At 71.4% G+C, this 22531-nt stretch carries 19 protein-coding genes and 1 pseudogene; 10 read left to right on the top strand and 10 right to left on the bottom strand.

Going from position 1 to position 22531, the window contains the following annotated elements; translation table 11 throughout:
* Window positions 1–159: 159 nt before the first annotated feature.
* Window positions 160–1245 (top strand): annotated as a pseudogene (locus HT134_RS46475) (AfsR/SARP family transcriptional regulator); the annotation flags it as partial.
* A 2016-nt stretch (window positions 1246–3261) separates the two neighbouring features.
* Here the strand turns inward: HT134_RS46475 and HT134_RS40185 are convergent.
* The 3 genes from HT134_RS40185 to HT134_RS40175 all read right to left on the bottom strand — a co-directional run bounded on the left by HT134_RS40185 (window position 3262) and on the right by HT134_RS40175 (window position 6029).
* Entirely contained in the window at window positions 3262–4098 is an 837-nt protein-coding gene (locus HT134_RS40185) for an ABC transporter permease (RefSeq protein ID WP_175605747.1), read from the bottom strand.
* Window positions 4095–5198, bottom strand: a complete 1104-nt coding sequence (locus HT134_RS40180) for an ATP-binding cassette domain-containing protein (protein WP_175605746.1) — start codon at window positions 5196–5198, stop codon at window positions 4095–4097. The genes HT134_RS40185 and HT134_RS40180 overlap by 4 nt, the downstream gene beginning before the upstream one ends.
* 198 nt (window positions 5199–5396) lie before the next feature.
* The gene (locus HT134_RS40175) at window positions 5397–6029 is read right to left on the bottom strand and encodes a TetR/AcrR family transcriptional regulator (RefSeq protein WP_246366404.1); all 633 of its coding nucleotides are present in this window, start codon (window positions 6027–6029) and stop codon (window positions 5397–5399) included.
* A gap of 240 nt (window positions 6030–6269) precedes the next feature.
* On the opposite strand from HT134_RS40175, the gene HT134_RS40170 reads away from it, so the two are divergent.
* Window positions 6270–7727: an MDR family MFS transporter gene (locus HT134_RS40170; protein ID WP_312888784.1), complete on the top strand. Its 1458-nt coding sequence runs from the start codon at window positions 6270–6272 to the stop codon at window positions 7725–7727.
* A gap of 24 nt (window positions 7728–7751) precedes the next feature.
* On the opposite strand, the gene HT134_RS40165 is transcribed toward HT134_RS40170, so the two are convergent.
* The 6 genes from HT134_RS40165 to HT134_RS40140 form a co-directional block, all read right to left on the bottom strand.
* Window positions 7752–8165: a hypothetical protein gene (locus HT134_RS40165; RefSeq protein ID WP_175605744.1), complete on the bottom strand. Its 414-nt coding sequence runs from the start codon at window positions 8163–8165 to the stop codon at window positions 7752–7754.
* A 50-nt stretch (window positions 8166–8215) separates the two neighbouring features.
* On the bottom strand, window positions 8216–8674 hold the full coding sequence (locus tag HT134_RS40160) for a VOC family protein (protein ID WP_175605743.1): 459 nt from the start codon (window positions 8672–8674) through the stop codon (window positions 8216–8218).
* Window positions 8675–8732: 58 nt separating this feature from the next.
* Window positions 8733–9164, bottom strand: coding sequence for a hypothetical protein (locus HT134_RS40155; RefSeq protein ID WP_175605742.1), 432 nt, complete (start codon window positions 9162–9164; stop codon window positions 8733–8735).
* A 316-nt stretch (window positions 9165–9480) separates the two neighbouring features.
* Window positions 9481–10728: a formamidase gene (fmdA, locus tag HT134_RS40150; RefSeq protein ID WP_175605741.1), complete on the bottom strand. Its 1248-nt coding sequence runs from the start codon at window positions 10726–10728 to the stop codon at window positions 9481–9483.
* Window positions 10729–10805: 77 nt separating this feature from the next.
* Entirely contained in the window at window positions 10806–11471 is a 666-nt protein-coding gene (locus HT134_RS40145) for an AmiS/UreI family transporter (protein ID WP_175605740.1), read from the bottom strand.
* Between the two features lie 57 nt (window positions 11472–11528).
* Window positions 11529–11807, bottom strand: a complete 279-nt coding sequence (locus tag HT134_RS40140; protein WP_175605739.1) for an FmdB family zinc ribbon protein — start codon at window positions 11805–11807, stop codon at window positions 11529–11531.
* A gap of 361 nt (window positions 11808–12168) precedes the next feature.
* Here HT134_RS40140 and HT134_RS40135 point away from each other — a divergent pair, with 361 nt between their 5' ends.
* The 3 genes from HT134_RS40135 to HT134_RS40125 all read left to right on the top strand — a co-directional run bounded on the left by HT134_RS40135 (window position 12169) and on the right by HT134_RS40125 (window position 15438).
* Window positions 12169–13248, top strand: coding sequence for an NAD(P)H-dependent amine dehydrogenase family protein (locus tag HT134_RS40135; RefSeq protein ID WP_175605738.1), 1080 nt, complete (start codon window positions 12169–12171; stop codon window positions 13246–13248).
* Window positions 13245–13754: a carboxymuconolactone decarboxylase family protein gene (locus HT134_RS40130; RefSeq protein ID WP_175605737.1), complete on the top strand. Its 510-nt coding sequence runs from the start codon at window positions 13245–13247 to the stop codon at window positions 13752–13754. Before HT134_RS40135 ends, HT134_RS40130 begins: the two co-directional genes overlap by 4 nt.
* 61 nt (window positions 13755–13815) lie before the next feature.
* Entirely contained in the window at window positions 13816–15438 is a 1623-nt protein-coding gene (locus tag HT134_RS40125; protein ID WP_175605736.1) for a GMC oxidoreductase, read from the top strand.
* 75 nt (window positions 15439–15513) lie between these two features.
* Here the strand turns inward: HT134_RS40125 and HT134_RS40120 are convergent, their stop codons facing one another.
* Window positions 15514–16695, bottom strand: coding sequence for a flavin-dependent oxidoreductase (locus tag HT134_RS40120; protein ID WP_175605735.1), 1182 nt, complete (start codon window positions 16693–16695; stop codon window positions 15514–15516).
* A gap of 140 nt (window positions 16696–16835) precedes the next feature.
* On the opposite strand from HT134_RS40120, the gene HT134_RS40115 reads away from it, so the two are divergent.
* The 5 genes from HT134_RS40115 to HT134_RS40095 all read left to right on the top strand — a co-directional run bounded on the left by HT134_RS40115 (window position 16836) and on the right by HT134_RS40095 (window position 22528).
* The gene (locus HT134_RS40115; protein ID WP_175605734.1) at window positions 16836–17534 is read left to right on the top strand and encodes a DUF4328 domain-containing protein; all 699 of its coding nucleotides are present in this window, start codon (window positions 16836–16838) and stop codon (window positions 17532–17534) included.
* A 65-nt stretch (window positions 17535–17599) separates the two neighbouring features.
* The gene (locus HT134_RS40110) at window positions 17600–18211 is read left to right on the top strand and encodes a TetR/AcrR family transcriptional regulator (protein WP_175605733.1); all 612 of its coding nucleotides are present in this window, start codon (window positions 17600–17602) and stop codon (window positions 18209–18211) included.
* Between the two features lie 325 nt (window positions 18212–18536).
* Entirely contained in the window at window positions 18537–19841 is a 1305-nt protein-coding gene (locus tag HT134_RS40105; protein ID WP_175605732.1) for a hypothetical protein, read from the top strand.
* A 58-nt stretch (window positions 19842–19899) separates the two neighbouring features.
* Window positions 19900–21309: an amino acid permease gene (locus tag HT134_RS40100; RefSeq protein ID WP_175605731.1), complete on the top strand. Its 1410-nt coding sequence runs from the start codon at window positions 19900–19902 to the stop codon at window positions 21307–21309.
* 103 nt (window positions 21310–21412) lie between these two features.
* On the top strand, window positions 21413–22528 hold the full coding sequence (locus HT134_RS40095) for a hypothetical protein (protein ID WP_175605730.1): 1116 nt from the start codon (window positions 21413–21415) through the stop codon (window positions 22526–22528).
* Window positions 22529–22531 lie beyond the last annotated feature (3 nt).

Genomic DNA, 22531 nt, shown 5'->3' with positions numbered 1-22531 from the left:
GCGTGGCGAGATTCCCCGCCGCCGACCTCCTCGTCGCTCGTGGCACGTCCGTAAGCTGAAGGCGTGTCCTCCCCCGCACTGGTCCTGCTCGACGGCGTCCGCTGGCGGGGTGCGCGCGTGGTCGGTGATCGCGCACAGACCCTGCTGGCCGTGCTCGCCATGCGCGGACGCGCCGGGGTCAGTGACGAACGCCTGGTCGAGGAGTTGTGGCCCGACGGGGCGCCGGTCAACCCGACGAAGGCGCTGCAGGTGGTCGTCTCGCGGACCAGGGCGGCGACCAGCGCCGACGCCGTGGTGCGGATCCCGCGCGGGTACCGGCTCGGGCTGCCCGCCGGCCAGGTGGACGCGCTGCTGCTCGGCGCGCTGGTGGAGCAGGCGGGGGCGGCGCTGGCCGAGGACGACACGGCGCTCGCGCGTCGCCGCGCCGAAGAGGCCGTGGCGCTCATGGCCGGTGAAGAGGCGGCAGGGCCCATGGCGGGCGAAGAGGCCGCAGGGCTCATGGACGGCGCCACGGGCGCGCTCGCCGAGCTGAGGGGTGTCGCGGCGGGGTGGGTGGCCGAGGCGCGGCGGGTCGCGGCGATCGCGCAGGGCCGGAGCGGCGCCCACGAGCAGGCCCTGCCGCTGCTGGAGGAGGCCGCGGCCGGCCGGCCGAACGACGAGGAGCTGCTGGCCTGCCTGCTGCGCAGCGAGGCCGCCGTGCGGGGCGCCGCCGCGGCCCTGGAGCGCTACGAGCGGTACCGCGCGGACCTGGCCGCGCGGCTCGGCACGGAACCGGGGCCCGAGCTGGCCCGCGTGTACGCCGCGCTCCTCCTCGCCGACCGGCCGGTGCGCGAGGGCATCCTGTACGACGGCTCCTCGCTGCTGGGCCGCGACGGCGACATCCGCGCGCTGCACGCCCTGTTGCAGACCAACCGGGTGGTCTCCGTCATCGGCCCCGGCGGGCTGGGCAAGACGCGGCTGGCCCATGTCGTCGGCAGGAACGCCGCGCAGCCCGTCGCCCACTTCGTCGAGCTCGTCGGCGTGTCCTCGCCGGAGGGCGTGGTGGGGGAGGTGGGCTCGGCCCTCGGGGTACGCGACTCGGTCAGCGGGCGTCGCGCCCTGACCGCCGAGCAGCGCTCCGACGTGCGCGCCCGGATCGCCCAGCAGCTCGACCAGGCGCCGGCCCTGCTGATCCTGGACAACTGCGAGCACGTGATCGAGGCCGTCGCCGACCTGGTGGCGTTCCTGACCGTGACGACCCGTGACCTGCGGGTGCTCGTCACCTCCCGCGCCCCCTTGTCGATCCCCGCCGAACGCGTCTACCCGCTCGGCGAGCTGCCCACGGGCGACGCGGTGGAGCTGTTCCGGCAGCGCGCCACGGCCGCCCGCCCGGACGTCCGGATCGACGAGGCGGTGGTGGAGGACGTCGTCACCCGGCTCGACGGACTGCCGCTCGCGATCGAGCTGGCCGCCGCCAAGGTGCGGGTGATGTCGGTGGAGGAGATCGCGCGGCGCCTGGCGGACCGGTTCGGCCTGCTGCGCGGCGGCAACCGTACGGCCCCCGACCGGCACCGGACGCTGCTCGCGGTCATCGCCTGGTCGTGGAACCTGCTGGCCGAGCCGGAACGGCGGGCGTTGCGGTGGTTGTCGCTGTTCGGCGACGGCTTCACGCTGGCGGCGGCCGAGCACGTCCTCGGGCCGGACGCCCTGCGTGCCGTGGACGCGCTGAGCGAGCAGTCGATGCTGAGCGTCCGCGAGACGGCGTACGGCCTGCGCTACCGGATGCTGGAGACCATCAGGGAGTTCGGCCGGATGCGGCTGCGGGAGGCCGGGGAGGAGGCGTCCGCCCGGGCGGCGCAGCGGGCCTGGGCCACGGAGTACGCCCTGGAGAACGCCGCCGGCCTGTTCGGCCCGGCGCAGTTCGCGGCGGCCGACGCGTTGCGCGCCGAGGAGAGCAACCTCGCCGACCTGCTCCGGCAGGCCCTCGGCGAGCCCGATCCGGTCACGGCGATCCAGTTGCTGTCCGGCGTGGGCATGCACTGGTCGATCCGCGGCGACCACTCGCGCCTCCTCGTCCTCAGGGACGCGGTCATCCAGGCGATCACCGGCTGGGCGCCGCCGCCGCACCTCGTCGAGGTGACCCGGGCCGCCATGCTGGTCACGCTCATGAACATGGTGGTCATCACCGACCGCTACCACGATCCGCTGCGCGATCTGCTCCGTACGCTGCCGGTCGGTGACGCGACGGACCCCCGCGTGGCGGCGATGGCCGCGGTGGTGCTCGCCTGCGACGCGGCCGACGGCGCCGAAGTACGCCGCCGACTGGTGACGTTGCGCCGGAGCGACGACCCCGAGGTGGTCCTGGCCGCGACGCAGATGAGCGTCCACGTCCTGGAGAACGCGGGAGACGTGACCGGGGCGATCGCGGCCGCCGAGCAGGTTCTGACGATGCTCGACGAGGACGACGGGCCGTGGTTCGCCGCGATCAACCACGCCGTGCTGGCCCACCTGGTCATGCAGCTCGGCGACCGCCCGCGGGCGGTCGGACACGCGCGGGCGGCCATCCCGGTGCTGAGCCGGCTCGGCGCCACCGACGACGAGACGCAGCTGCGCTCGCTGCTGCTGGTCTCCGCGCTCGCCGACGGCGACCTCGACACCGCGGAGGCGGAGTTCGCCGAGATCTCCCGCGTCAACGACAACGAGACGGTGCTCGGCGGGGTGGCGATCGTCTCGCTGTGCGCGGCCGAGCTGGCCCTGGCCCGCGGCGAGAAGGCCGCCGCGCTCGCGCAATGCCGCCTGGCCGTCCAGCGGGCGCGCGACCTGCGCCTGCCCGGGGTGCCGCGCCCGGAGTCCACGCCGTGGGCGATCACCGCGGAGTCGGTCGCCCTGACGGCGTACGCGTACCACGCCTCGCCGGAGGACGTCGGCTACGGCGAGGAGCTGTTCCGCACCGTCCGGGGCCACGACGTGCTGTCCGTGGAGAACCCCGTTCTCGACTATCCGGTGTGCGGGTCGATGCTCTTCGGGCTCGGCGCCTGGGGACTGCTGCGGGGCGCCCTGGACCCCCGCGACGCGATCAGGCTGCTGGTGCTGGCCGAGCGGTTCGCGTACAACACCAACATGCCCGGCATGACCTTCGAGCGGATCGAACCGCACGCGGAGCGGGCCGCGCCCGGGGTGATGGCCGCGGTGCGGGCGGAGTACGGCGATCGACGCGGCCCCGACCTGCTCGCCGAGGCGCGGAGCTTCCTCAAGCAGGTCTCGGGCCACGACGGGCGCGGGTCACATGTGCCGCTTGTAGCTGCGTACCGACAGCGGGGCGAAGATCGCGACGACGATCAGGCACGCCAGCAGCGTCCAGGCCACCTCTCCGCTGATCAGGGCGCTGTTGGCGAGGTCGCGGGCGGCCGTGACCAGGTGTGAGACCGGGTTGATCCGGACGAACGCGGCCAGCCAGCCGGGCAGGGTGTCGACCGGGACGAACGCGTTCGACAGGAACGTCAGCGGGAACAAGATCATCATTGAGATGCCCTGCACCGCCTGGGCGCTGCGGGCGATCGTGCCGACCCAGGTGAAGACCCAGGCCAGTGACCAGCCCGTGAGGATCGCCAGCAGGATCGCCCCGAGCACGCCGCCCGCCCCGCCGCCCGGCCGGTAGCCCATCACCAGGCCCATGCCGAAGGTCAGCGTGGCCGCGATCGCGTACCGCAGCAGGTCGGCCACCATCGGGCCGGCGAGCGGCGCGATCCGGGCGATCGGCAGCGACTTGAACCGGTCGAAGACGCCCTTCTCCAGGTCCTCGCGCAGCTGCGTGCCCGTGGCCATGCACGTCGTCAGCACGGTCTGCGAGAGGATGCCGGGGATCATCAGCGGCAGATAGCTCTCCACGTCGCCGGCGATGGCGCCGCCGAAGACGAAGGCGAACATCGCGGTGAACAGGATGGGCTGGAACGCCACGTCGAAGAACTGCTCCGGGTTGCGGCGCATCTTCTTGAGCGCCCGCCACGCCATCACCAGGGTCTGGCCGAGCGTCTCCCCCAGGGTGACGCGGCGCCGGGCGGCCGCCACGCGGTCGGCGGCCCGGACCGCCCCACGGGCGGGTGCGATCACGGTGCTCATCGGTTCTCCTCCCTGCCGGAACCGGCGGACTCGCGGTAACCGCCGGACTCGCGGTAACCGCCGGACTCCTCCGTTCCGCCGGACTCCTCTGTTCCGCCGGTCTCGCCGCCGCCGGTCTCGTGGCCGGTCAGGGCCAGGAACACCTCGTCCAGGCTGGGCTTGGCCACGCTGACCGAGGAGATCGACACCCCGGCGGTGCGCAGCGCGATCAGTACGTCCGCCGCCAGGTCCGCCTGGTCGAGGGCGACGTTGAGACGGCCCCGCTCCGGGCTGAGGACCGGGTCGGAGCCGAGGACGCGCCGCACGACCTGCGCGGCGGTGGGCACCTCATCCGGCTCGGCGAGCAGCAACTGGAGGGTGGAGTTGCCGACCGCGGTCTTCAGCTCGTCGGGGGTGCCCTCGGCGACCTTGCGGCCGTGGTCGATGACGGCGACGCGGTCGGCGAGCTGGTCGGCCTCGTCCAGGTACTGCGTGGTCAGCAGCACCGTGCAGCCGTCGGCGACCAGGCCGCGGATGGTGTCCCACATCTGGCCGCGCGTGCGCGGATCGAGACCGGTGGTCGGCTCGTCGAGGAAGATCAGCGGCGGCCTGGTGATCAGGCTGGCGGCCAGGTCGAGGCGCCGGCGCATGCCGCCGGAGAACTGCGCGATCGGCTTGTCGGCGGCCTTCTCCAGGCCGAACTGGCCCAGCAGCTCGGTGGCGATGCGCCGGGCGCGCGGCGCTGCTATGCCCTGCAGGCGGCTGAAGAGCCAGAGGTTCTCGCGGGCCGTCAGGTTCTCGTCGACGGAGGCGTACTGTCCGGTGACGCCGACCAGCTGGCGGATCACGTGCGGGTTGGCGGCCACGTCCACCCCGAAGATCTCGGCGCGGCCCGCGTCGATCGTCAGCAGGGTGGCCAGCATCCGTAGCGTGGTGGTCTTGCCGGCGCCGTTCGGGCCGAGGACGCCGAAGATCTCACCGGGGCGGACGACCAGGTCGATCCCGTCGACGGCACGGTGCTCGCCGAACGTCTTCACCAGCCCTTCCGTACGTACGGCGAGGTCGGCGCCCGCGCCGGGGGACAGGTCGCCCCCGGCGCGTCCGAGTTCTGTGATGCTCATGGCCCCACTGTCGGCGGCGCCGGTTTCACGGCACCCTCGCCCGGGTTTCACCGGTTTCCCGGGGACCGCCGTGGCCGGTGATGCGCAGGCGTCGCCGCTCAGCGCCCACTCCCGCCGCTCAGCGCCCACTCCCGCCGGTCAGCGCCCACTCCCGCCGGTCAGCGCCCACTCCCGCCGGTCAGCGCCCACTCCCGCCGGTCAGTGGTCGCTCCCGCCGGTCAGCGCGCCGTGCAGGAACAGGTCCACCAAGTCGGGGTGGCTGAGCGTGGCTCCGGCGCGGCCGGCGGCCATGCTGATGGCCAGGAAGCCCTCCGCGACCAGGTCCAGCGGCAGGCGCAGCGTGTCCTGGTCGGGCTGGAGCAGCTCGGCCACCGCCTCGCGCACCATGCCCAGCGACTCGGCGCGGCCCGTGCCGCCCTCACGTCGCCGGTCGTCGCCGCTCTCGCGTCGCCGGTCGTCGCCGCCCGCGCGGTGCCCTGAGGTCATGAGGGCCCCGGCGACCGCGCCCATCCTGTCCAGGTGGGCGCGCATCGCGTCCAGGGCCTCGGTCAGGCGGTCGGCGAGCGGCTGGTCGAGGGGGATGGAGGCGAGCTCGCGCAGCAGCCCGGCGGGGTTGGCGGCCTCCGCCATGCAGGCTTCGAGCACGGCGTCCTTGTCGGCGAAGGCGCGGAAGATCGTCGCCTCCCCGATGCCCGCCGCGCGGGCGATCTGCTGGGTGGTGATCGCCGCGCCGTGCTGCGCGATCAGCGGCAGGGCGGCTTGGACGATCATCGCTCGTCGTTGTTCCGGGCTCATTCCCGGCGCGCGGCGCCGGCGCGGTTCATCGGTCATGGGTCCACGGTACGGAGTGAGTACTCACTCCGTCAAGAGCGAAGTGAGTGCTCACTCCGGCCTGTCCGCCGGGTGAAAATCGGGTGACATTTCGCGGCACTTGCCGGAATGCTGGGCGGGGGGCGATGAGTTTTGTCGGTGGTGCCGGTCAGACTGTGCATGACCACGACTTCTTGTGAGACCCGCGGCTGCGACGCCAGCCATGACCCCGTCATGTCCGACAACTCAGATCGAGGTGCCGTGTCCAGCCCACAGCTCGACTCACCCGCCAGCCCCGCGGCCGCCGCTTCAGGCCGCACCCCGGCCGTGATCCGGCTGCTGGTGCTCGCCACGTTCGTGGTCATCCTGAACGAGACCATCATGATCAACGCGATCCCGCGGCTGATGGACGCCCTGCACATCACCGAGCAGACCGCGCAGTGGCTCTCCACCGCCTTCATGCTGACCATGGCCGCGGTCATCCCGATCACCGGATGGTTCCTGCAGCGGGTGTCCACCCGCGTCGCCTACACCACCGCGATGGGGCTGTTCCTGCTCGGCACCGCGCTGGCCGCGGTCGCGCCGACGTTCGCCGTGCTCCTGGGCGCCCGCATCATCCAGGCATCCGGCACGGCGGTGATGATGCCGCTGCTGATGACCACGCTGATGCAGGTGGTGCCGGAGTCCGAGCGGGGCCGGGTGATGGGCAACGTCACGCTGGCCATCTCGGTGGCGCCCGCGATGGGGCCGGCGGTCTCGGGAGTGATCCTGCAGTTCGGCTCCTGGCGGCTGCTGTTCGCCGTGGTGCTCCCCATCGCCGCCCTGATCGCCTGGCGCGGCCTGAAGCAGCTCGAGAACGTGGGCGAGCCCGAGTTCAGCACCATCGACTGGCTGAGCGTGATGACCGCGGCGGCCGGCTTCGGCGGCCTGGTCTACGGGCTGAGCCAGTTCGAGGGCGGTGACGTCCGCGTCGCCGCCACGATCGTGGCGGCCGGGCTGGTCGCCATCGCCGTCTTCGTCGTCCGCCAGCTCGCGCTGCAGAAGCGCGGCGCGCCGCTGATGGACCTGCGCACCCTGCGCCACCGCACCTACACGGTCGCGCTGATCCTGATGTCGGTCGCCTTCATGGCGATGCTCGGCTCGATGATCCTGCTGCCGCTGTACCTGCAGAACATCCGCGGGCTCAGCCCTCTGGAGACCGGGCTTCTCGTGATGCCGGGCGGTCTCGCGATGGGACTGCTCGGTCCGACCGTCGGGCGCGTGTTCGACAAGCTCGGGGGCCGGATCCTGGTCATCCCGGGCGCGATCGGGATCACGCTGGCGCTCGCCGGTTTCACCCAGGTCACGATGACCATGCCGTACTGGCAGCTCCTCGGCCTGCACGCGCTGCTGATGGTGAGCCTGGCCGCCACCTTCACCCCGGTCTTCACCCTCGGGCTCGGCGCGGTCCCGCCGCACCTCTACTCGCACGGCAGCTCGATCCTGAGCACGTTGCAGCAGGTCGCCGCGGCCTTCGGCACCGCGCTCGTGATCACCGTGATGAGCGCGCGAGCCGATGCCCTGAAGGCCCAGGACGTCTCCGCCACCCTGGCCCAGCTCGACGGCATGCGGCTGGCCTTCATCATCGGTGCGGTGCTGTCCCTCGCCGTGGTCGCGGCCGCCCTGCTCCTGCCGGCCCGCGCCGACAACGCCGGCGAGTTCACGGGCCACGGCCACTGAGGGCCCCATGCCGGGGGGCGGGGCTCACGACGGCCGCTGAAAGCCTGCTTCAGGGGGCGGGGGTTCACCGATGCGCAGCAGCACGAGCGCGTCGTCGTGCCATTCGGAGCGGTCCTCGGCCGGGGGCAGCTCGACGCCCGCGCGTCCGGCCGGGGCGGAGAACTGCCGCAGCAGCCGTCCCATGAGGTCTTCGGCCAGGGAGAGGACCGCCGGCAGGTCGTCGGGGGCGTCCACGCTGAGTCCGAGGACGGTCGCCCCGTCACGGGTGGACGTGATGATCGCCTGGTGATGGGGGGCGCGCGCTCTGAGGTAGCGGGTGCGGCCGTGGCGCTGGCCGTCGCCGCAGCCGTCCCCGTCGACGTAGTCGTCGACGAAACGCCCGAGAGTCTCGGGGTTCCGCTCCGGAACCCAGACGTAGACGTCGAGACACGGCGGCATGAGGTCAGCGTAGGTCCCGCACGGCCCGCGCACGATGATCCGGGCCGGACTCAGCGATCACCCCAGAGGGCGCGGACCTCCTCGTAGACCTTCTGCCCGTGGGAGATCTCCACCACGTTGCCGTCCGGGTCCGTCAAGGCGCACACGTAGCCCACCGGATCGGGCAGATCCATGGGCTCCCAGTGCAGGCAGCCGGCCCGCCGCGCCTCGTCGGCCATGCGGTCCACGTCCGCGCGTTCCGGCACCTCCATGCCCAGGTGGGCGAACGGCGCCAGGTGCGGCTGCGGCTTGCCCCGGTCCTTGGCGAACTCCACCAGGACGAGCACGAACGGGCTCTCCGCCTGGCCGTCGTTGGACAGCCAGGCGTTGCGGCCGTGCTCGTCCGCGTGCCGGGCGACCACCACGAGCGGGGTCATCGTCGTGTAGAACTCGATCGCCCGGTCCAGGTCGCAGCTCGGCAGGGCGACATGGGTCCAGCGGGCCTCGGTGAGCTTGGAGCCGGGTGTCATGGACGACCCCCTTGGTGAGGTGGCGACTCTCACTCACAGTGTGCCCGCCAGGGCCGGGTCAGGCCGGGGCGCCGCCGATGGCGCAGGCGCGGCACGGGGGCTGGCCGCAGGTGCACTGCATGATGGCGTCCAGGACGTCGTGGTCATGGTACAGGCACTGGTCCTGGCAGGTGTGGCGGGGAATGAAGCCGGCCTGGATCTCGTCCGGCCAGGGCTCCTCGCCCTCGCGGCAGCGGGTGAACATCTCGGGGTTCTCCGAGTGGAGCCCGTGCATGCGCTCCCGCGCCTGGTTCTCCAGCACGCGGGTCTCCGCCGCCATGCTCTTGAGCTGGGAGGCCAGGCTGGAGTATCGGGCGTCGCCGGTTCGGACGTGGGCGGCGCGCAGCGCCATCACCGCGTTGCCCAGGAAGCGGCTGGCGTCCTGGAGGTCTGTGGTGTGGTGCAACTGCATCCCGGTGACGCCTCGGACCCACACCGCGTCGTTGTTCATGGACTGATTGACCTTTCGCAAAGGGCAGGCGCGCCAGAAAAATGCCGGGGGTCTGCGCCTGTTTGGGGAGGTGTATCACCATCTAGGTCTTTTTGTGATGATACCCAGTGTTTTGCCGGTTTTTATGGACAGCTTGTCAGCCTGTACTCGGGTAAAGCCCGTGCAGGCGCGGGGAGTCGGGGCCGCAGGCCCGATGGGACGGGCGTCCCGGCCCGGCCGGGCGCTTCAGGCGGGCATCCCGTTCTTGGCGGAAATTTTAATGACGGCTGACGAAGTGGGGCCCCGCCGGCCGCGGCGGGGCCCCACGGTGGACAGGTCAGCTCGTCACTGCGCACTGTCCACGGTCCTCCCGCACCGGCCCCTCCGACGTCGGACGGACGTCGAAGTCGAAGATCGCCGTGGGCAGGTAGAGCGAGCAGCACGCGTTCGGGATGTCGACGATCCCGCTGACGCGCCCCTCGATCGGGGCCGACCCGAGCAGCAGGTACGCCTGCTCTCCCGTGTAGCCCCACTTCTTGAGGTACTCGACCGCGTTGAGGCAGGCCCTGCGGTAGGCCACCGTCGCGTCGAGGTAGTAGTTCGTGTCCGTGTCGTGGTCGACCGAGATCCCGATGAACGACAGGAACTCGGAGTAGCGCGGCTCCACGTTCCCGGGCATGAAGATCGGGTTGGTGGTCACGCCGTACTTCTCCATGCCGCCCTTGATGAGGTCGACGTGGAAGTCGATGAAACCGCCCATCTCGATCGCGCCGCAGAACGTGATCTCGCCGTCGCCCTGGCTGAAGTGCAGGTCACCTCCGGAGAGCTTCGCGTCGTTCACGTGGACCGGGTAGAAGACCCGGGCCCCGCGCGTGAAGTTCTTGATGTCGTGGTTGCCGCCGTTCTCCCGCGCCGGGACGGTACGGGCGCCTTCGCTGGCTATCCGCTCCATCGCCTCGCCGGTCGCCGTGCCGCAGAGCGCGTTGTCGGTCAGCGGCGGGAGGCCGAGCGGCGGGACCCGGTCCGGGTCGGTGTCGATGAGCGCCTGCTCCCGGCGGTTCCAGGTCGCGAGCAGGTCGGCCGACGGCGCCGTGCCGAACAGCCCGGGGTGGGTGATGCCGGTGAACCGGACACCCGGCAGGTGGCGGGACATGGCCACCATTCCGTGGAAGTCCCAGATCGCCTTGTACGCGTCCGGGAAGTAGTCGGTGAGGAACCCGCCGCCGTTCGCCTTGGCGAAGATGCCGGTGTAACCCCACCCCTGTCCTGGCGCGTCGCCGACCTGCTGCGGCACCGGGCCGAGGTCCATGATGTCGACGACCAGGAGGTCGCCGGGCTCGGCTCCCTCGACGCCGATCGGTCCGCTGAGCATGTGCGCTCTGGTCAGGTCGACGTCGCGTACGTCGTTCGCCGAGTCGTTGTTGCCGATCTGGGCGTCGGTCCATTCCCGGCATTCGACCCGGAATTCATCTCCGGGGCGGACCATGTCCACCACGGGAATGTCCGGGTGCCATCTGTTGTGTCCGGGAGTTTCCTGCTCGCGCATCGGTTTCGACTGGTCGACGGTGAATATGATTTTCGGCATGATGTCCTTCTTCGCTGGTGGACCTCTCGGAGTTCTCGGATTCTGGTGCGTCGTGACGCCTCCCTCGAATACGCGTGTCACGTCCAACGGGGACGGTGCCGCCGGTCGCTGACCCCGAGTTCCTCGTCGCTCGGGGCCGGCGCCGCCTGCGTCGGCTCACGCCCCCGGGTCAGCGGCCAGAGCCCGCCGAAGACCACGACGCCGAAGACGGCGAGGATGACGGCGAGCACCTGCGGGTTGCGCCAGTAGCCGGTGAGGATCAGGAACGCGGGGATCGCCGCCGTGACCCAGCCCTCGATCGCCGTGACCCAGCCCGTGTACCTGGTGATCTGCTCCTTCTTCAGCCCCAGGAGCACGAAGAAGAGGAACCACAGGTACGCCCAGTAGAGCCAGATGACACCGAATGCCGGATCGTTCAGGACCCGGAAGTTGGCGAAGGAGTACCCGAGCGCCGTGATCGCCACGAACAACGAGTAGTAGCCCACGCCCGTGGAGTCGAAATTGCCGAGCAGGTTGACCCCGACGTAGAGATAGGTGAAACCGAAGAGGTAGATCCCGGACGCCGCGAGGATCGCCGCCGGCCTGGCCTGGTTGGTGACGATCAGCAGCGTGGGCACGATCACCTGCAGGGCTCCGACGAACAGGTTGAAGATCCCCGCCGCCCGCGGGTCCACCTTGTTCAGCAGCATTACGCCGTTCAGGAAAAGCACCGCGCCGACGTAGAGAAGTCCGACGGCTCCCATCAGCGACGCACCTCCTCATTCATGCTCGTGATGGATGGACGCGTAGGCCCCAACCCCTCAGGGGCGGGGCAGCCGCTGCAGGGCAGGGTGGGGAGGCCGCTGCCGGCGTCGCGGGGCGGGCACGCTCGTCACGACCTCGGGGGCCTCGCAGCTCTGCTCCTCCAGGGAGCGCGCGCGGGCCGTCGCCGGGGACAGCTGGCTGAGGTACGGCGAGGAGAAGACGCGTGACGCCGGGCCGTGGCACTCGGGGCAGTCGCACGCCGCCGCGGCGGTGCCGATCGGCAGGCGCACCTCGAATAGTCCACAATCACGGCAGCGATACTCATAAGTCGCCATAGGCACCCGCCAGAGATTGAGCCCGTCTTTGTCCGGCCTTCGGCGCGCACTGTGTCGCCGGAGGTCAATGGCGAATCAGGCCATACTTCAGCCAACCTCCGGCTCTCACCCGGTGTCAAGGTCGGCGACAATGCGGGTGGAGCGCGGTAATGCGCGCTCTAGCGGGAGGTCGGGAATCGGTGGCGTATTCGTTCCGCAGCGGCCCGGAGCGTCGCCATATTTTTAAGGCCGCAGGCCGTTGATTTCCCGAGGGCCCCGATAATTTGCCGTCGCTTGACGCCGACAACCTGGGGCTCCCGGTGCGCGGTTCCTCCCGCGGCGCCCTCTATACACCTAACCAAGCGCTTGCTACGCTCCGCACATGGTGTCCACCCTGGTCTGGGGTACCGGCAACGTGGGCCGCGCCGCCATCCGAGCGGTCGACGCCCACCCCGCGCTCGAACTCACCGCCGTCCTCGTCCACGACCCCGCGAAGGCGGGACGGGACGCGGGCGACCTGGCCGGCCTCGGCCGTCCCCTGGGCGTCCGCGCCACCCTCGACGTCGACGCCGCCCTCCGCGCGCGTCCCCAGGCGGTGGTGTACGCGGCGTCCGGCGACATCCGCCCCGACGAGGCGCTCGGCGACATCACCAGGGCCGTCCGGGCGGGGGCCGTGGTCGTCACACCGTCCCTGTACGCCCTGTACGACCCGCGCGACGCCCCGCCCGAACTGCGGGCGCGGGTCCTGGAGGCCGTCGCGGAGGGCGGCGGGTCGCTGTTCGTCTCCGGCGTCGATCCGGGCTGGGGCAACGACGTGCTCCCCCTGCTCGTCAGCGGGCTGGCCGGCACCGTGGACGTCGTGCGCTGCCAGGAGATCTTCGACTACTCCGTCTACGACCAGGAGGACTCGGTCCGTTACCTGGTCGGGATGGGGCAGCCGATGGACTACGAGCCGCCCATGATCGCCCCGACCGTGCCGACCATGGTCTGGGGCGGCCAGGTGCGGCTGATCGCCCGCGGCCTCGGGGTCCGGGTCGAGGAGATCCGCGAGAGCGTGGAGCGGCGCCCCCTCGACGCCACCGTCTCCACCGCCACGATGGGCGAGTTCAAGGCGGGCACGCAGGGCGCGCTGCGCTTCGAGGTGCGGGGGATCGTGGGCGGCGAGCCGCGGATCGTGGTCGAGCACGTGACCCGGATCCACCCGTCGTGCGCGCCGGACTGGCCGGCGACGCCCGGCCAGGGCGGGGCGCACCGGGTGATCATCGAGGGGCGGCCGCGCATCGAGGTCACGGTCGAGGCGACCGACGAGGACGGCAACCGGGCCGCCGGCGGGAACGCCACCGCCGCCGGCCGGCTGGTCAACGCCATCGAATGGCTGGCCGAGGCCGGGCCGGGGCTGTACGACGCGCTCGACGTCCCCCTTCGTCCCGCGACGGGCAAGCTCGGAAGGAGTCATTCGTGAGGGTCGACATCCCCGACGGCAAGGACCCGATCACGTACGTGTGGGGTGAGCTGGTCCCCGGCATCGGCCCCGCGGCCTCCCACTTCTCCCTCGCCGTGTACGCCCACACGACCCTCGGCCTGCGCGAGTTCGAGGCCGCCCGGCTGCGCGTCGCGCAGATCAACGGCTGCGCGTTCTGCCTCGACTGGCGTACCGAGCGGGACGGGCGGAAGGTCGAGCCGGAGTTCGCCGATGCGGTGGCGGACTGGCGCTCCACCGACGCCTTCGACGAGCGGACCCGGCTGGCGGCCGAGTACGCCGAGCGGTACGTCCTCGACCACCACGGCATCGACGACGAGTTCTGGGCGCGGATGAGCGCGCACTACAGCCAGGTCGAGATCGTGGAGCTGAGCATGAGCATCGGGTCGTGGCTGGCGTTCGGCCGGCTGAACCGGGTGCTGGGGCTGGACACCGTGTGCGTGCTGCCCGGCGGCGGCTCCTCGCCGGTCAAGCCCGCCAGGCCGTAGACGACTCGAAGACTCAGGGCGCGAGCAAACCAGAAAACCCCTCAAGAGTGAGGAACGCGGCATGAGTGACAACACCTCTGGCATCTCGCGTCGTGGATTCATCGCCGGGACCGGCGCGCTGCTCGGGGCCGCGGCCCTGGACGGCCGCGCGCCGGCGCGGGCCACCCCGCAGGCCCTGGCCGGCCCCATCGCGGACGGGGCGAGCGTCGCGGCGCTGGTGATCGGCACCGGGTACGGCGGGTCGGTCGCCGCCCTGCGCCTGGCCCAGGCGGGCGTGGACGTGCACATGGTGGAGATGGGCATGGCCTGGGACACCCCCGCCTCCGACGGCAAGATCTTCTGCAGCACGCTGGAGCCGGACCGGCGCTCGTACTGGCTGCGGACCCGGACGAAGGCGCCGCTCAACTACTTCCTCGGCTTCCCCATCGACCGCGACATCCCCCGCTACACCGGGGTGCTGGACGCCGAGGAGTTCGGCGGCATCACGGTCTACCAGGGGCGCGGGGTCGGCGGCGGCTCGCTGGTCAACGGCGGCATGGCCGTCACCCCGAAACGGGAGAACTTCGCCGCGATCCTGCCCACGGTGAACGCCGACGAGATGTACAACGTCTACTACCCGCGGGCCAACGCCGGGCTGGGGGTCTCCACGGTGGACCCGGCCTGGTTCGACTCGACCGAGTGGTACCAGTTCTCGCGGGTCGGGCGTAAGCACGCCCAGCGGTCCGGGTTCCCGTTCGTCTTCGTGCCGGACGTGTACGACTGGGACTACATGGAGCAGGAGGCGGCCGGCACCGTCACGAGGTCGGCCCTCGCGGGCGAGATCCTCTACGGCAACAACCACGGCAAGAAGTCGCTGCAGAAGACGTACCTCGCGCAGGCCAGGGCGACCGGCCGGGTCGCGATCTCGCCGCTGCACAAGGTGACCTCGGTCGCCCCGGCGTCCGCGGGCCGCTACACGGTCGTCATCGAGCAGCTCGGCACCGACGGCGCGGTCACGGCCACCAAGACCGTGACCGCCGACCGGGTCTTCTTCGCGGCGGGCAGCGTCGGCACCAGCAAGCTGCTGGTCAAGCTGAAGGCCACCGGCGCGCTGCCCAACCTCAACGGCGAGGTCGGCAGGGGCTGGGGCGACAACGGCAACGTCATGTGCGGCCGGGCCAACCACCTGTGGGACCCGACCGGGGCCCACCAGTCGACCATCCCGTGCAGCGGCATCGACAACTGGGCGGCCGGAGGGGCGTTCGCCGAGGTCGCGCCGCTGCCGACCGGGATCGAGACGTTCGCCTCGTTCTACCTGTCGATCACCAAGAACCCGAACCGCGGCCAGTTCGGCTGGAACGCCGCGACGGGCGCGGTGGAGCTGAACTGGCAGACCGCCTGGAAGCAGCCGTCCATCGACATGGCAAAAACCATCTTCGACAAGATCAACGCGAAGGAGGGGACGATCTACCGGACCGACCTCTTCGGGACGTACAAGATCTGGGGCGACCACCTCACCTATCACCCGCTCGGCGGCGCCGTACTGGGCAAGGCCACGGACAACTACGGCCGGCTCGCCGGCCACCCGGGCCTGTACGTGATGGACGGCGCGCTGATCCCCGGCAACACCAGCGTGAACCCGTTCGTCACGATCACCGCCCTCGCCGAGCGGAACATCGACAAGATCATCGCGACGGACCTGTGACGCGGGTCAGGTGACGCCGCGCGGCCTCCCGAGGCCGCGCGGTCGCCGAAGGGCGTCGCGCGGGCCGCCGGCAGGTCAGGCGGGCACGGACCAGGAGGGGCGCTCGTTCAGCACCGAGGGCAGGAAGCCCGCCGTCTTCTTGTATCCGCTCGCGATCTCCTCCAGCTCGGCCAGCGGCATGACGTCCTCGATGTCGGCGAACCCCTCCGGCGCCTTCTGGTGCGCCAGCCGCAGCACCACCTCGGGGCCGTCCTTGCGGTTGGAGGCGACGATCTGCGCGGTCGTCGGCCGGCGCTGCTCCTCGTACCACTCCACGCCCCGGCCGGTCGCCAGCGCGTACGCGAGCACGCGGGCGTCGATGATCGACTGGGTGCCGCCGTTGGAGCCGGTCGGGTACATGGGGTGGGCGGCGTCGCCCAGCAGCGTGACGCGCTCCTTCGACCAGTACGGAAGCGGGTCGCGATCGACCATCGGGTACTCGTACACCGCCTCGGCGCCGCTGATCAGCTCGGGGATGTCGAGCTGGTCGAAGCGCCAGTCGGCGACATGGTGGAGGAACTTGTCGATCTCCACCCGCCGGTTCCAGTCGCCCCTCGGCACGGTCTCGGCGGCCTGCCGCTGGATGGCCCAGTTGATCAGCACGCGGCCGTCGGGCTCGGGCGGGGCGATGGGGTAGATGACCACCTTCTGCACGTCGTCGCCGGCCATGAGCATGGACCTGCCGGTCATGAACGGCTTGCTGTAGGTGGTGCCGCGCCACAGGACCTCGCCGCTCCACAGCGGCTCCCCCTCGTCGGGGAACATCGCGGCCCGTACGCTCGACCGGATCCCGTCGGCCCCCACGAGCAGGTCGGCGTCGTGGTCGAGGCCGGTGACCGGAGAGCCGGTGATCACGGAGTCCGGGCCCAGCCGCTCCCGTACGGCGTCCAGCAGCATGAACTGGAGCCGGCCGCGGTGGATCGAGTACTGCGGCCACCTGTAGCCTGCGGCCTCGCCGCGCGGCTCGGACCAGATCGTCTGCCCGTAGCGGTTGACGAACGTGAGGTCCCCGGTCGGCACGCCGATCCGGGCCAGCCGGTCGCCGAGGCCGAGCTCGACGAGCTCGCGCACGGCGTGCGGCAGGATGTTGATGCCGACGCCGAGCGGCCGGATCTCCTGGACGGACTCGTGGACGACGACGTCCGTGATGCCCGCGGCGTGCAGGCTCAACGCCGTCGTGAGCCCTCCGATGCCGGCGCCGGCGATGATCACGCGCATGGGAACGACCTCCTGATAGGCAGCATGATCTTGCCCGTCGGCGCCCGGATGTTCAAGGGTCTAGTTCCGACCGTTCCGATCAAGAACGGTGGAGTGTGCCGTCATACTGGCGCTTCTCGGGGTTTGTGGAAGGGAGATCCATGGATCCGGCGATACCTGCCGCCGGCGTGCGGCCGGTGCGGGGGCTGGCGTTGGGGGCCGTGGTGATGCTGGCCGTCTACGCCCTGGTGCGGGTCGTGGGGTCCGGGCTGAGCCTGTGGCGGGTCACGATCATCGAGCGGATGCTCGTCGACTCGGATTCCGTGCGCTCCCTCGAGGTGGAGGTCACCGACACGCTGCTGCTCGGCGCGGCGTACGTGAAGGTCGCGGTGTTCGCGCTGGCCGCGGTGGCGTTCCTGACGTGGCTGCACCGGGTGCGGGGGAACGCCGAGGTGCTGGCGCCGGGGCCGCACCGGCGGGCCCGGCCGTGGGTGATCCTGGGCTGGTTCGTGCCGGTGGTCAACCTGTGGTTCCCCAAGCAGGTCGTGGAGGACGTCTGGAACGCCTCCAAGCCGGGCGCGCCGGTGCCGTCGCTCCCGCTGGCGCGCCGCTCGGTCCTGGTCTGGGTCTGGTGGAACGCGTTCGTGATCAGCTTCTGGGTGCTCGACGTGGTGGCCGCGCTGCTCGGGCGGGCGGACCTGGAGTCCCTGCGCGAGCTGGCGCGGGTGGACGTGATCGGATCGCTGTCCTGGGCGGGTACGGGAGCGCTGGCGGCGTACGTGGTCATGAAGATCACGCGGGACCAGGAGGCGCGGCGAAACGCTTTGCCGCGATTTATCGTAAATCTGCCCATCAAGTGATTGAGGGGGACAAAAGCGACACCTATCCTCACGGGGTGATTTCAGGTGACACACATCAGCGAGAGATGATCCTCCAGGTCGCGACGAAGCTCTTCGCCGGACTCGGGTACGACGGCACCTCCACGAGGCAGATCGCCGAGGCCGTCGGGCTGAACGTGGCCACCGTCAGCTACCACGTCGGCAGCAAGCGCGAGCTGTACCTCGCGGTCATGGAGCGGGCCAACGAGGCCCACCGCGTCGTCCTGGAGGAGGCGGTCCAGGAGCTCGTGGCGGCCCCGGTGGCGGCCAAGGTCGCGGCGCTGCACCACTTGATCGACCGCTACATCGACTTCTGCGTCGAGTGCCCCGAGCATCCCGCCCTGTGGACGCACCGCTGGCTGTCCGACGCCAGCGACGTCACCGGGCTCGAACCCGCCTACGTCCTGCCGCTGGCTCAGCTCGTCATCGACACCATCAACTCGATGCTCGACGTGGACCCCGAGGCGGACGTGCCCTACACGGTCAGCACCATGATCTGGTGCATCCACAGCTTCGTGCTGAGCGGGGTGATCGACAAGAGCGGCGCGCGCCGCGGGCCCGACGACCCGCGCGCCCAGCGCCGCTTCCGCTCCCACATGCACCACATGCTCCACCGCACCCTGGGCCTGCCCGGCTCGCCTCCCCGGCCCGCCGAGTGACCACTCTCCCGGCGGCGTGAACCTTTCGCGGGTCTGACGGCAATACACGGACGAGGCCGTTCCCGCCTGGGGCGGTAACGGCCTCGCGGTGAGAGGCCAAGAACCGACAGACGACCACGTCGGCGGGGGCTCGCGCGTGGGGGAACCCGGCTGACCCACAGCCCAGGGGGACCTCATGACGGCGCCCGCCGTTCGTTTCGTGCTGCCCGGAAACAGACGCCTGCCCGGAAGCGGGCGCCTGCCCGGAAGCGGGCGCCTGCTTGGAAGCGGGCGCCCGCCCGGGCGCCGGTCCGGAGGGCGGCACGTTCCGTTCGCCGTCGCGTTGGTGCTCGGGCTCGCCCTGCGGGGGCTGGCGATGCTCGGGTACCGGCCGGCGCTGTTCTTCTGGGCCGACTCCTTCGCCTACCTGGAGTCGGCCGCGAGGCCGGTGCCGGGGGCGTTCCGGCCGCTGGGGTACTCCCTGTTCCTCGGCGCCCTCGCCCCCGGCCCCGGCCTCGCGCTGGTCACGGCCGTGCAGCACCTGCTCGGGGTGGGACTGGCCGCGGCGGTGTACGCGCTGCTGGTACGGCGGGGACTGCCCGGCTGGGGCGCGACCGCGCTGGTGACGCCGCTGCTGTACGACGAGTTCCTGGTCCTGCTCGAACACATGGTCATGGCCGACGCGCTGTTCACCGTGCTGGCCACGGGCGGGGTGCTGGTGCTGCTGCGGCGGCGCGTCACCCCGGCGACCGCCGCGCTCGCCGGACTCGTGCTGAGCCTGTCCGCGCTCACCCGGACGGTCGGCGTGATGGTGCTCGCGCTCGCGGGCGCCCGGCTGCTGCTGCGCCGTACCGGATGGCGGGTGTGGGGCGCCTTCGCGGTCGCCGGCCTCGCGCCGCTGCTGGCGTACGCGACGTGGATGGCGGCCACCAGCGGCGTCTTCGGCCTGACCCGGGCCGACGGCCTGTTCCTGTGGGCGCGGACCATGACGTTCGCCGACTGCTCGGTGATCCGGCCGGAGCCCCGGCTGGCGCCGCTCTGCCCGGACACGCCCGTGGCCGGCCGCCCCGCGCCGCCGTTCTGGCTGTGGGCGCCCTGGTCGCCCATCAGGAAGGCGCACGGCGACCGGAACGCCCTGGCCGGCCGGTTCGCCCGCGCCGCCGTCCTGGCCCAGCCCGGCGACTACCTGGCCGCCGCCGGCTCCGACCTGCGGTGGCTGCTGCGCTGGGAGCGCACCACGAGCCGCGCGGCCGCCACGAAGCGGACGAACCCGTACTGGTTCCCCTTCGAGGAACGGCCCCTGAGACCGTCGGTCCGCCCGGTCGCCGAGGCGTACGAGGGCGGCCCGGCCGCCACCCGTATCCACGAGCCGTACGCGGGCCTGCTGCGCGCCTACCAGCGCTTCGGCTACCTGCCGTTCCCGCTGCTGGCGCTCGCCCTGGCCGGGACGCTGCCGCTCGCCGTCGTCCGGCGCCGCGGCGACGCCCTGCTGCCCGGCCTGGCCGCCGCCGCGCTGATCGTGGCGCCGCCGTTCCTCGCCGGTTTCGACGTCCGGTACGTGGTTCCCGCCATCCCCCTCGCCTGCCTGGCCGCCGGGCTGGCGCTCAGCCCGCGTACGCGCCGGTTGAGCTGCGACAACGTCCCGGCATAGGTGCGGCACCGGCGGGAAGGTCCACCCGCGGGGCCGAACCTTGCTCAGGAGGATCGTCATGGTGTCTTCTCGCGGTGTCTTCCGGCGCAAACCCGTGGACCAGATCGCGCACGAGCACGAGGGGGAGCTGTCACGGACGCTGGGCCTGTGGCAGCTCACCGCCATCGGCATCGGCGGCATCATCGGCGCGGGCATCTTCGCCCTGGCCGGCGCCGTTGCCCACGAGACCGCCGGACCGGCCGTGGTCGTCTCGTTCCTCATCGCCGGCATCGCGAGCGCGGCGGCGGCCTTCTCCTACGCCGAGTTCGCCGGGCTCATCCCGAAGGCCGGCTCGGCCTACACCTACGGCTACGCGGTGCTCGGTGAGATCGTCGGCTGGTTCATCGGCTGGGACCTGCTGCTGGAGTACACCGCGATCGTCGCCGTCGTGGCCATCGGCATCTCCGGCTACTTCGGCTTCCTGGTGCAGGAGCTCGGGTTCAAGCTGCCGGCCTGGATGCTCGGCGCGCCGGGCACGGGCGCGGGCCACCGGGTGGACCTGTTCGCGGTCATCCTGTGCCTGCTGATCGCGGCCCTGCTGAACCTCGGCATCCGCACCGCCGCCCGCTTCGAGACGTTCGTGGTCGGGCTCAAGGTTGCCGTGGTGCTGCTCGTCGTCGTGGTCGGCTTCTTCTACATCGACACCGGCAACTACTCGCCGTTCTTCCCGTTCGGCGTCAGCGGCGCGATCACCGGCGCGGCCACCGTGTTCTTCGCCGTCTTCGGCTACGACGCGATGAGCACCGCCGCCGAGGAGTCCAAGGACGCGCAGCGCCACATGCCGAAGGCGATCATCTACTCGCTCGTCATCTCGATGATCCTGTACGTGCTGGCGTGCCTGGTGCTCACCGGCATGCAGAACTACAAGAACATCGACCCGGAGAGCGGCTTCTCCTCGGCGTTCGCCTCGGTCGGGCTGGGCGGTCTGGCCGCCGTGATCGCGGTCGGCGCCATCATCGGCATCCTGACCGTCATGTTCACGTTCATGCTGGGCGTGACGCGGGTGTGGTTCTCGATGAGCCGCGACGGGCTGCTGCCGCTGTGGTTCGCCAAGCTCCACCCGGTGCGGCGGGTGCCCACGCGGGTCACCTGGATCGTGGGCGTGGCCTCTGCCCTGATCGCCGGCTTCCTCCCGATCCGGGAGGCGGCCGAACTCACCAACATCGGGATCCTGCTGGCGTTCGTGGTGGTCTGCGTGGCGGTGATCGTGCTGCGGTACCGCCAGCCGGACCTGCCGCGGACGTTCCGCACGCCGGGCATGCCGTTCGTGCCGGCCATCGGGGTCGTCTTCTCGATCTGGCTGATCACGTTCCTCGACCCGCTCACGTGGCTGCGCTTCGCCGTCTGGTTCGTGATCGGACTGATCATCTACTTCAGCTACAGCCGCAGGCACTCCGCGCTGGAGACGGAGACCGCCGGCGAGGTGTAGGCCGGGCCCACGAGTTGCCCGAACCGCCCGCGTGAGCACAGCGTCGCCGGTTAGTGTCACTCCGTACGCGGGACGCATTGTGCCGCTCCGGGCACGGAGGGTGATGATGAGCAGACTTGCGCGGGCTGTGGAGCTGAAGGCCGACCTGGTCCACTTCGCCACCTCGGGGCGGTTCGCCGCCGAGCTGGGCGTGGTGCTCGACCGGTTCTACTCCGACGAGACGCCGGCCGACGAGGCGGCGGCGTTCCTGCCCGTCGACTTCTTCGCCCACCAGCACGCGCTGCCCGGCGGCGACACGGTCGTGGACCGCTTCCTCGCCGAGACGCCGGGGCTCGACCGCGCCGACGTGGAGCTCGTGGCCAGCTGGAAGATCGTGGTCGAGGGAGTGTTCGAGGTGCGGGCCGTGGACGAGGCGGCCGTGCTGCTGTTCAACCTCGTCGACGAGCTGGTCTACCGGGCCTTCTCCAACCTGGGCGAGGGGGCGTTCGCGCCGCTGGAGCCCGGCATGTTCGTCGTGGGACGGCTGATCCCGCTCGGCGCCGACTGGCTGATCAGCGCGCCGCCGGCCGTCCACACCGCCGGCGCGCGCGACACCCTCGTGGAGGTCGCCGCGCGGCTCGCGCTCGCCCACCCGGAGTGGGTCTTCCGCAATCCCGTGCTGCTCGCCCAGGCGAGGGAGGCGCAGCGGGCGCAGCGCCGGTGCTTCACCGAGTACTTCGGGGCCGACCTCATCGTGCTGCCCGGCGCCGACGTCGCCGAGATGGTCCGCGGCTACCTCGCCCACCAGGTGGCGCGGCTCGGCGGCCCGCCGCCCCGCGACATCGACCCGCCCGCCCCGCTGGCGGCGGCGCGAACGGTCGGCCTGATCTTCGACGAGGTGGCGGGGCTGGGCTACTACGCGGAGTTCGGGCAGCTGGAGGAGTTGTTCAACGATCCTTCGCTCGTCGTCCGGGCCGCGTACCGCGACCTGCTGTCGGCCTACCTGCGCGGCGACACCGTGTCGCCGGTGCCGCTCCAGCGCCTGGCCGAGCGCGACCCGGCCAAGGCGAGCGAGGTGTTCGCCGGGCTGCTCGGCCGCAAGGGGTTCGACTGGGAGCGCAGCGGCGAGCTGCTGCTGCGGGCGCACAAGCCGGGCCACTTCGCCGGCCCGCCGCTGCCCACGGTCACGCCGGTGACGGCCGCGATCGCCGAGCACCTGGGCCTGCCCATGGAGTCCTGAACC

It is taken from the genome of Nonomuraea rhodomycinica (assembly GCF_013363995.1).
Lineage (GTDB): Bacteria > Actinomycetota > Actinomycetes > Streptosporangiales > Streptosporangiaceae > Nonomuraea > Nonomuraea rhodomycinica.
This window is presented reverse-complemented; position numbering and strand designations above follow the sequence as displayed.

Excerpts from the sequence above, each read along its gene's own strand:
- HT134_RS40180 (WP_175605746.1), bottom strand. The coding sequence starts at position 5,198 with ATGAGCATCACAGAACTCGGACGCGCCGGGGGCGACCTGTCCCCCGGC.
- HT134_RS40175 (WP_246366404.1), bottom strand. The coding sequence starts at position 6,029 with ATGACCGATGAACCGCGCCGGCGCCGCGCGCCGGGAATGAGCCCGGAA.
- fmdA (WP_175605741.1), bottom strand. The coding sequence starts at position 10,728 with ATGCCGAAAATCATATTCACCGTCGACCAGTCGAAACCGATGCGCGAG.
- HT134_RS40135 (WP_175605738.1), top strand. The coding sequence starts at position 12,169 with ATGGTGTCCACCCTGGTCTGGGGTACCGGCAACGTGGGCCGCGCCGCC.
- HT134_RS40145 (WP_175605740.1), bottom strand. The coding sequence starts at position 11,471 with ATGGGAGCCGTCGGACTTCTCTACGTCGGCGCGGTGCTTTTCCTGAAC.
- HT134_RS40095 (WP_175605730.1), top strand. The coding sequence starts at position 21,413 with ATGATGAGCAGACTTGCGCGGGCTGTGGAGCTGAAGGCCGACCTGGTC.
- HT134_RS40165 (WP_175605744.1), bottom strand. The coding sequence starts at position 8,165 with ATGCCGCCGTGTCTCGACGTCTACGTCTGGGTTCCGGAGCGGAACCCC.
- HT134_RS40160 (WP_175605743.1), bottom strand. The coding sequence starts at position 8,674 with ATGACACCCGGCTCCAAGCTCACCGAGGCCCGCTGGACCCATGTCGCC.
- HT134_RS40125 (WP_175605736.1), top strand. The coding sequence starts at position 13,816 with ATGAGTGACAACACCTCTGGCATCTCGCGTCGTGGATTCATCGCCGGG.
- HT134_RS40100 (WP_175605731.1), top strand. The coding sequence starts at position 19,900 with ATGGTGTCTTCTCGCGGTGTCTTCCGGCGCAAACCCGTGGACCAGATC.
- HT134_RS40110 (WP_175605733.1), top strand. The coding sequence starts at position 17,600 with ATGATCCTCCAGGTCGCGACGAAGCTCTTCGCCGGACTCGGGTACGAC.
- HT134_RS40155 (WP_175605742.1), bottom strand. The coding sequence starts at position 9,164 with ATGAACAACGACGCGGTGTGGGTCCGAGGCGTCACCGGGATGCAGTTG.
- HT134_RS40140 (WP_175605739.1), bottom strand. The coding sequence starts at position 11,807 with ATGGCGACTTATGAGTATCGCTGCCGTGATTGTGGACTATTCGAGGTG.
- HT134_RS40185 (WP_175605747.1), bottom strand. The coding sequence starts at position 4,098 with ATGAGCACCGTGATCGCACCCGCCCGTGGGGCGGTCCGGGCCGCCGAC.
- HT134_RS40115 (WP_175605734.1), top strand. The coding sequence starts at position 16,836 with ATGGATCCGGCGATACCTGCCGCCGGCGTGCGGCCGGTGCGGGGGCTG.
- HT134_RS40120 (WP_175605735.1), bottom strand. The coding sequence starts at position 16,695 with ATGCGCGTGATCATCGCCGGCGCCGGCATCGGAGGGCTCACGACGGCG.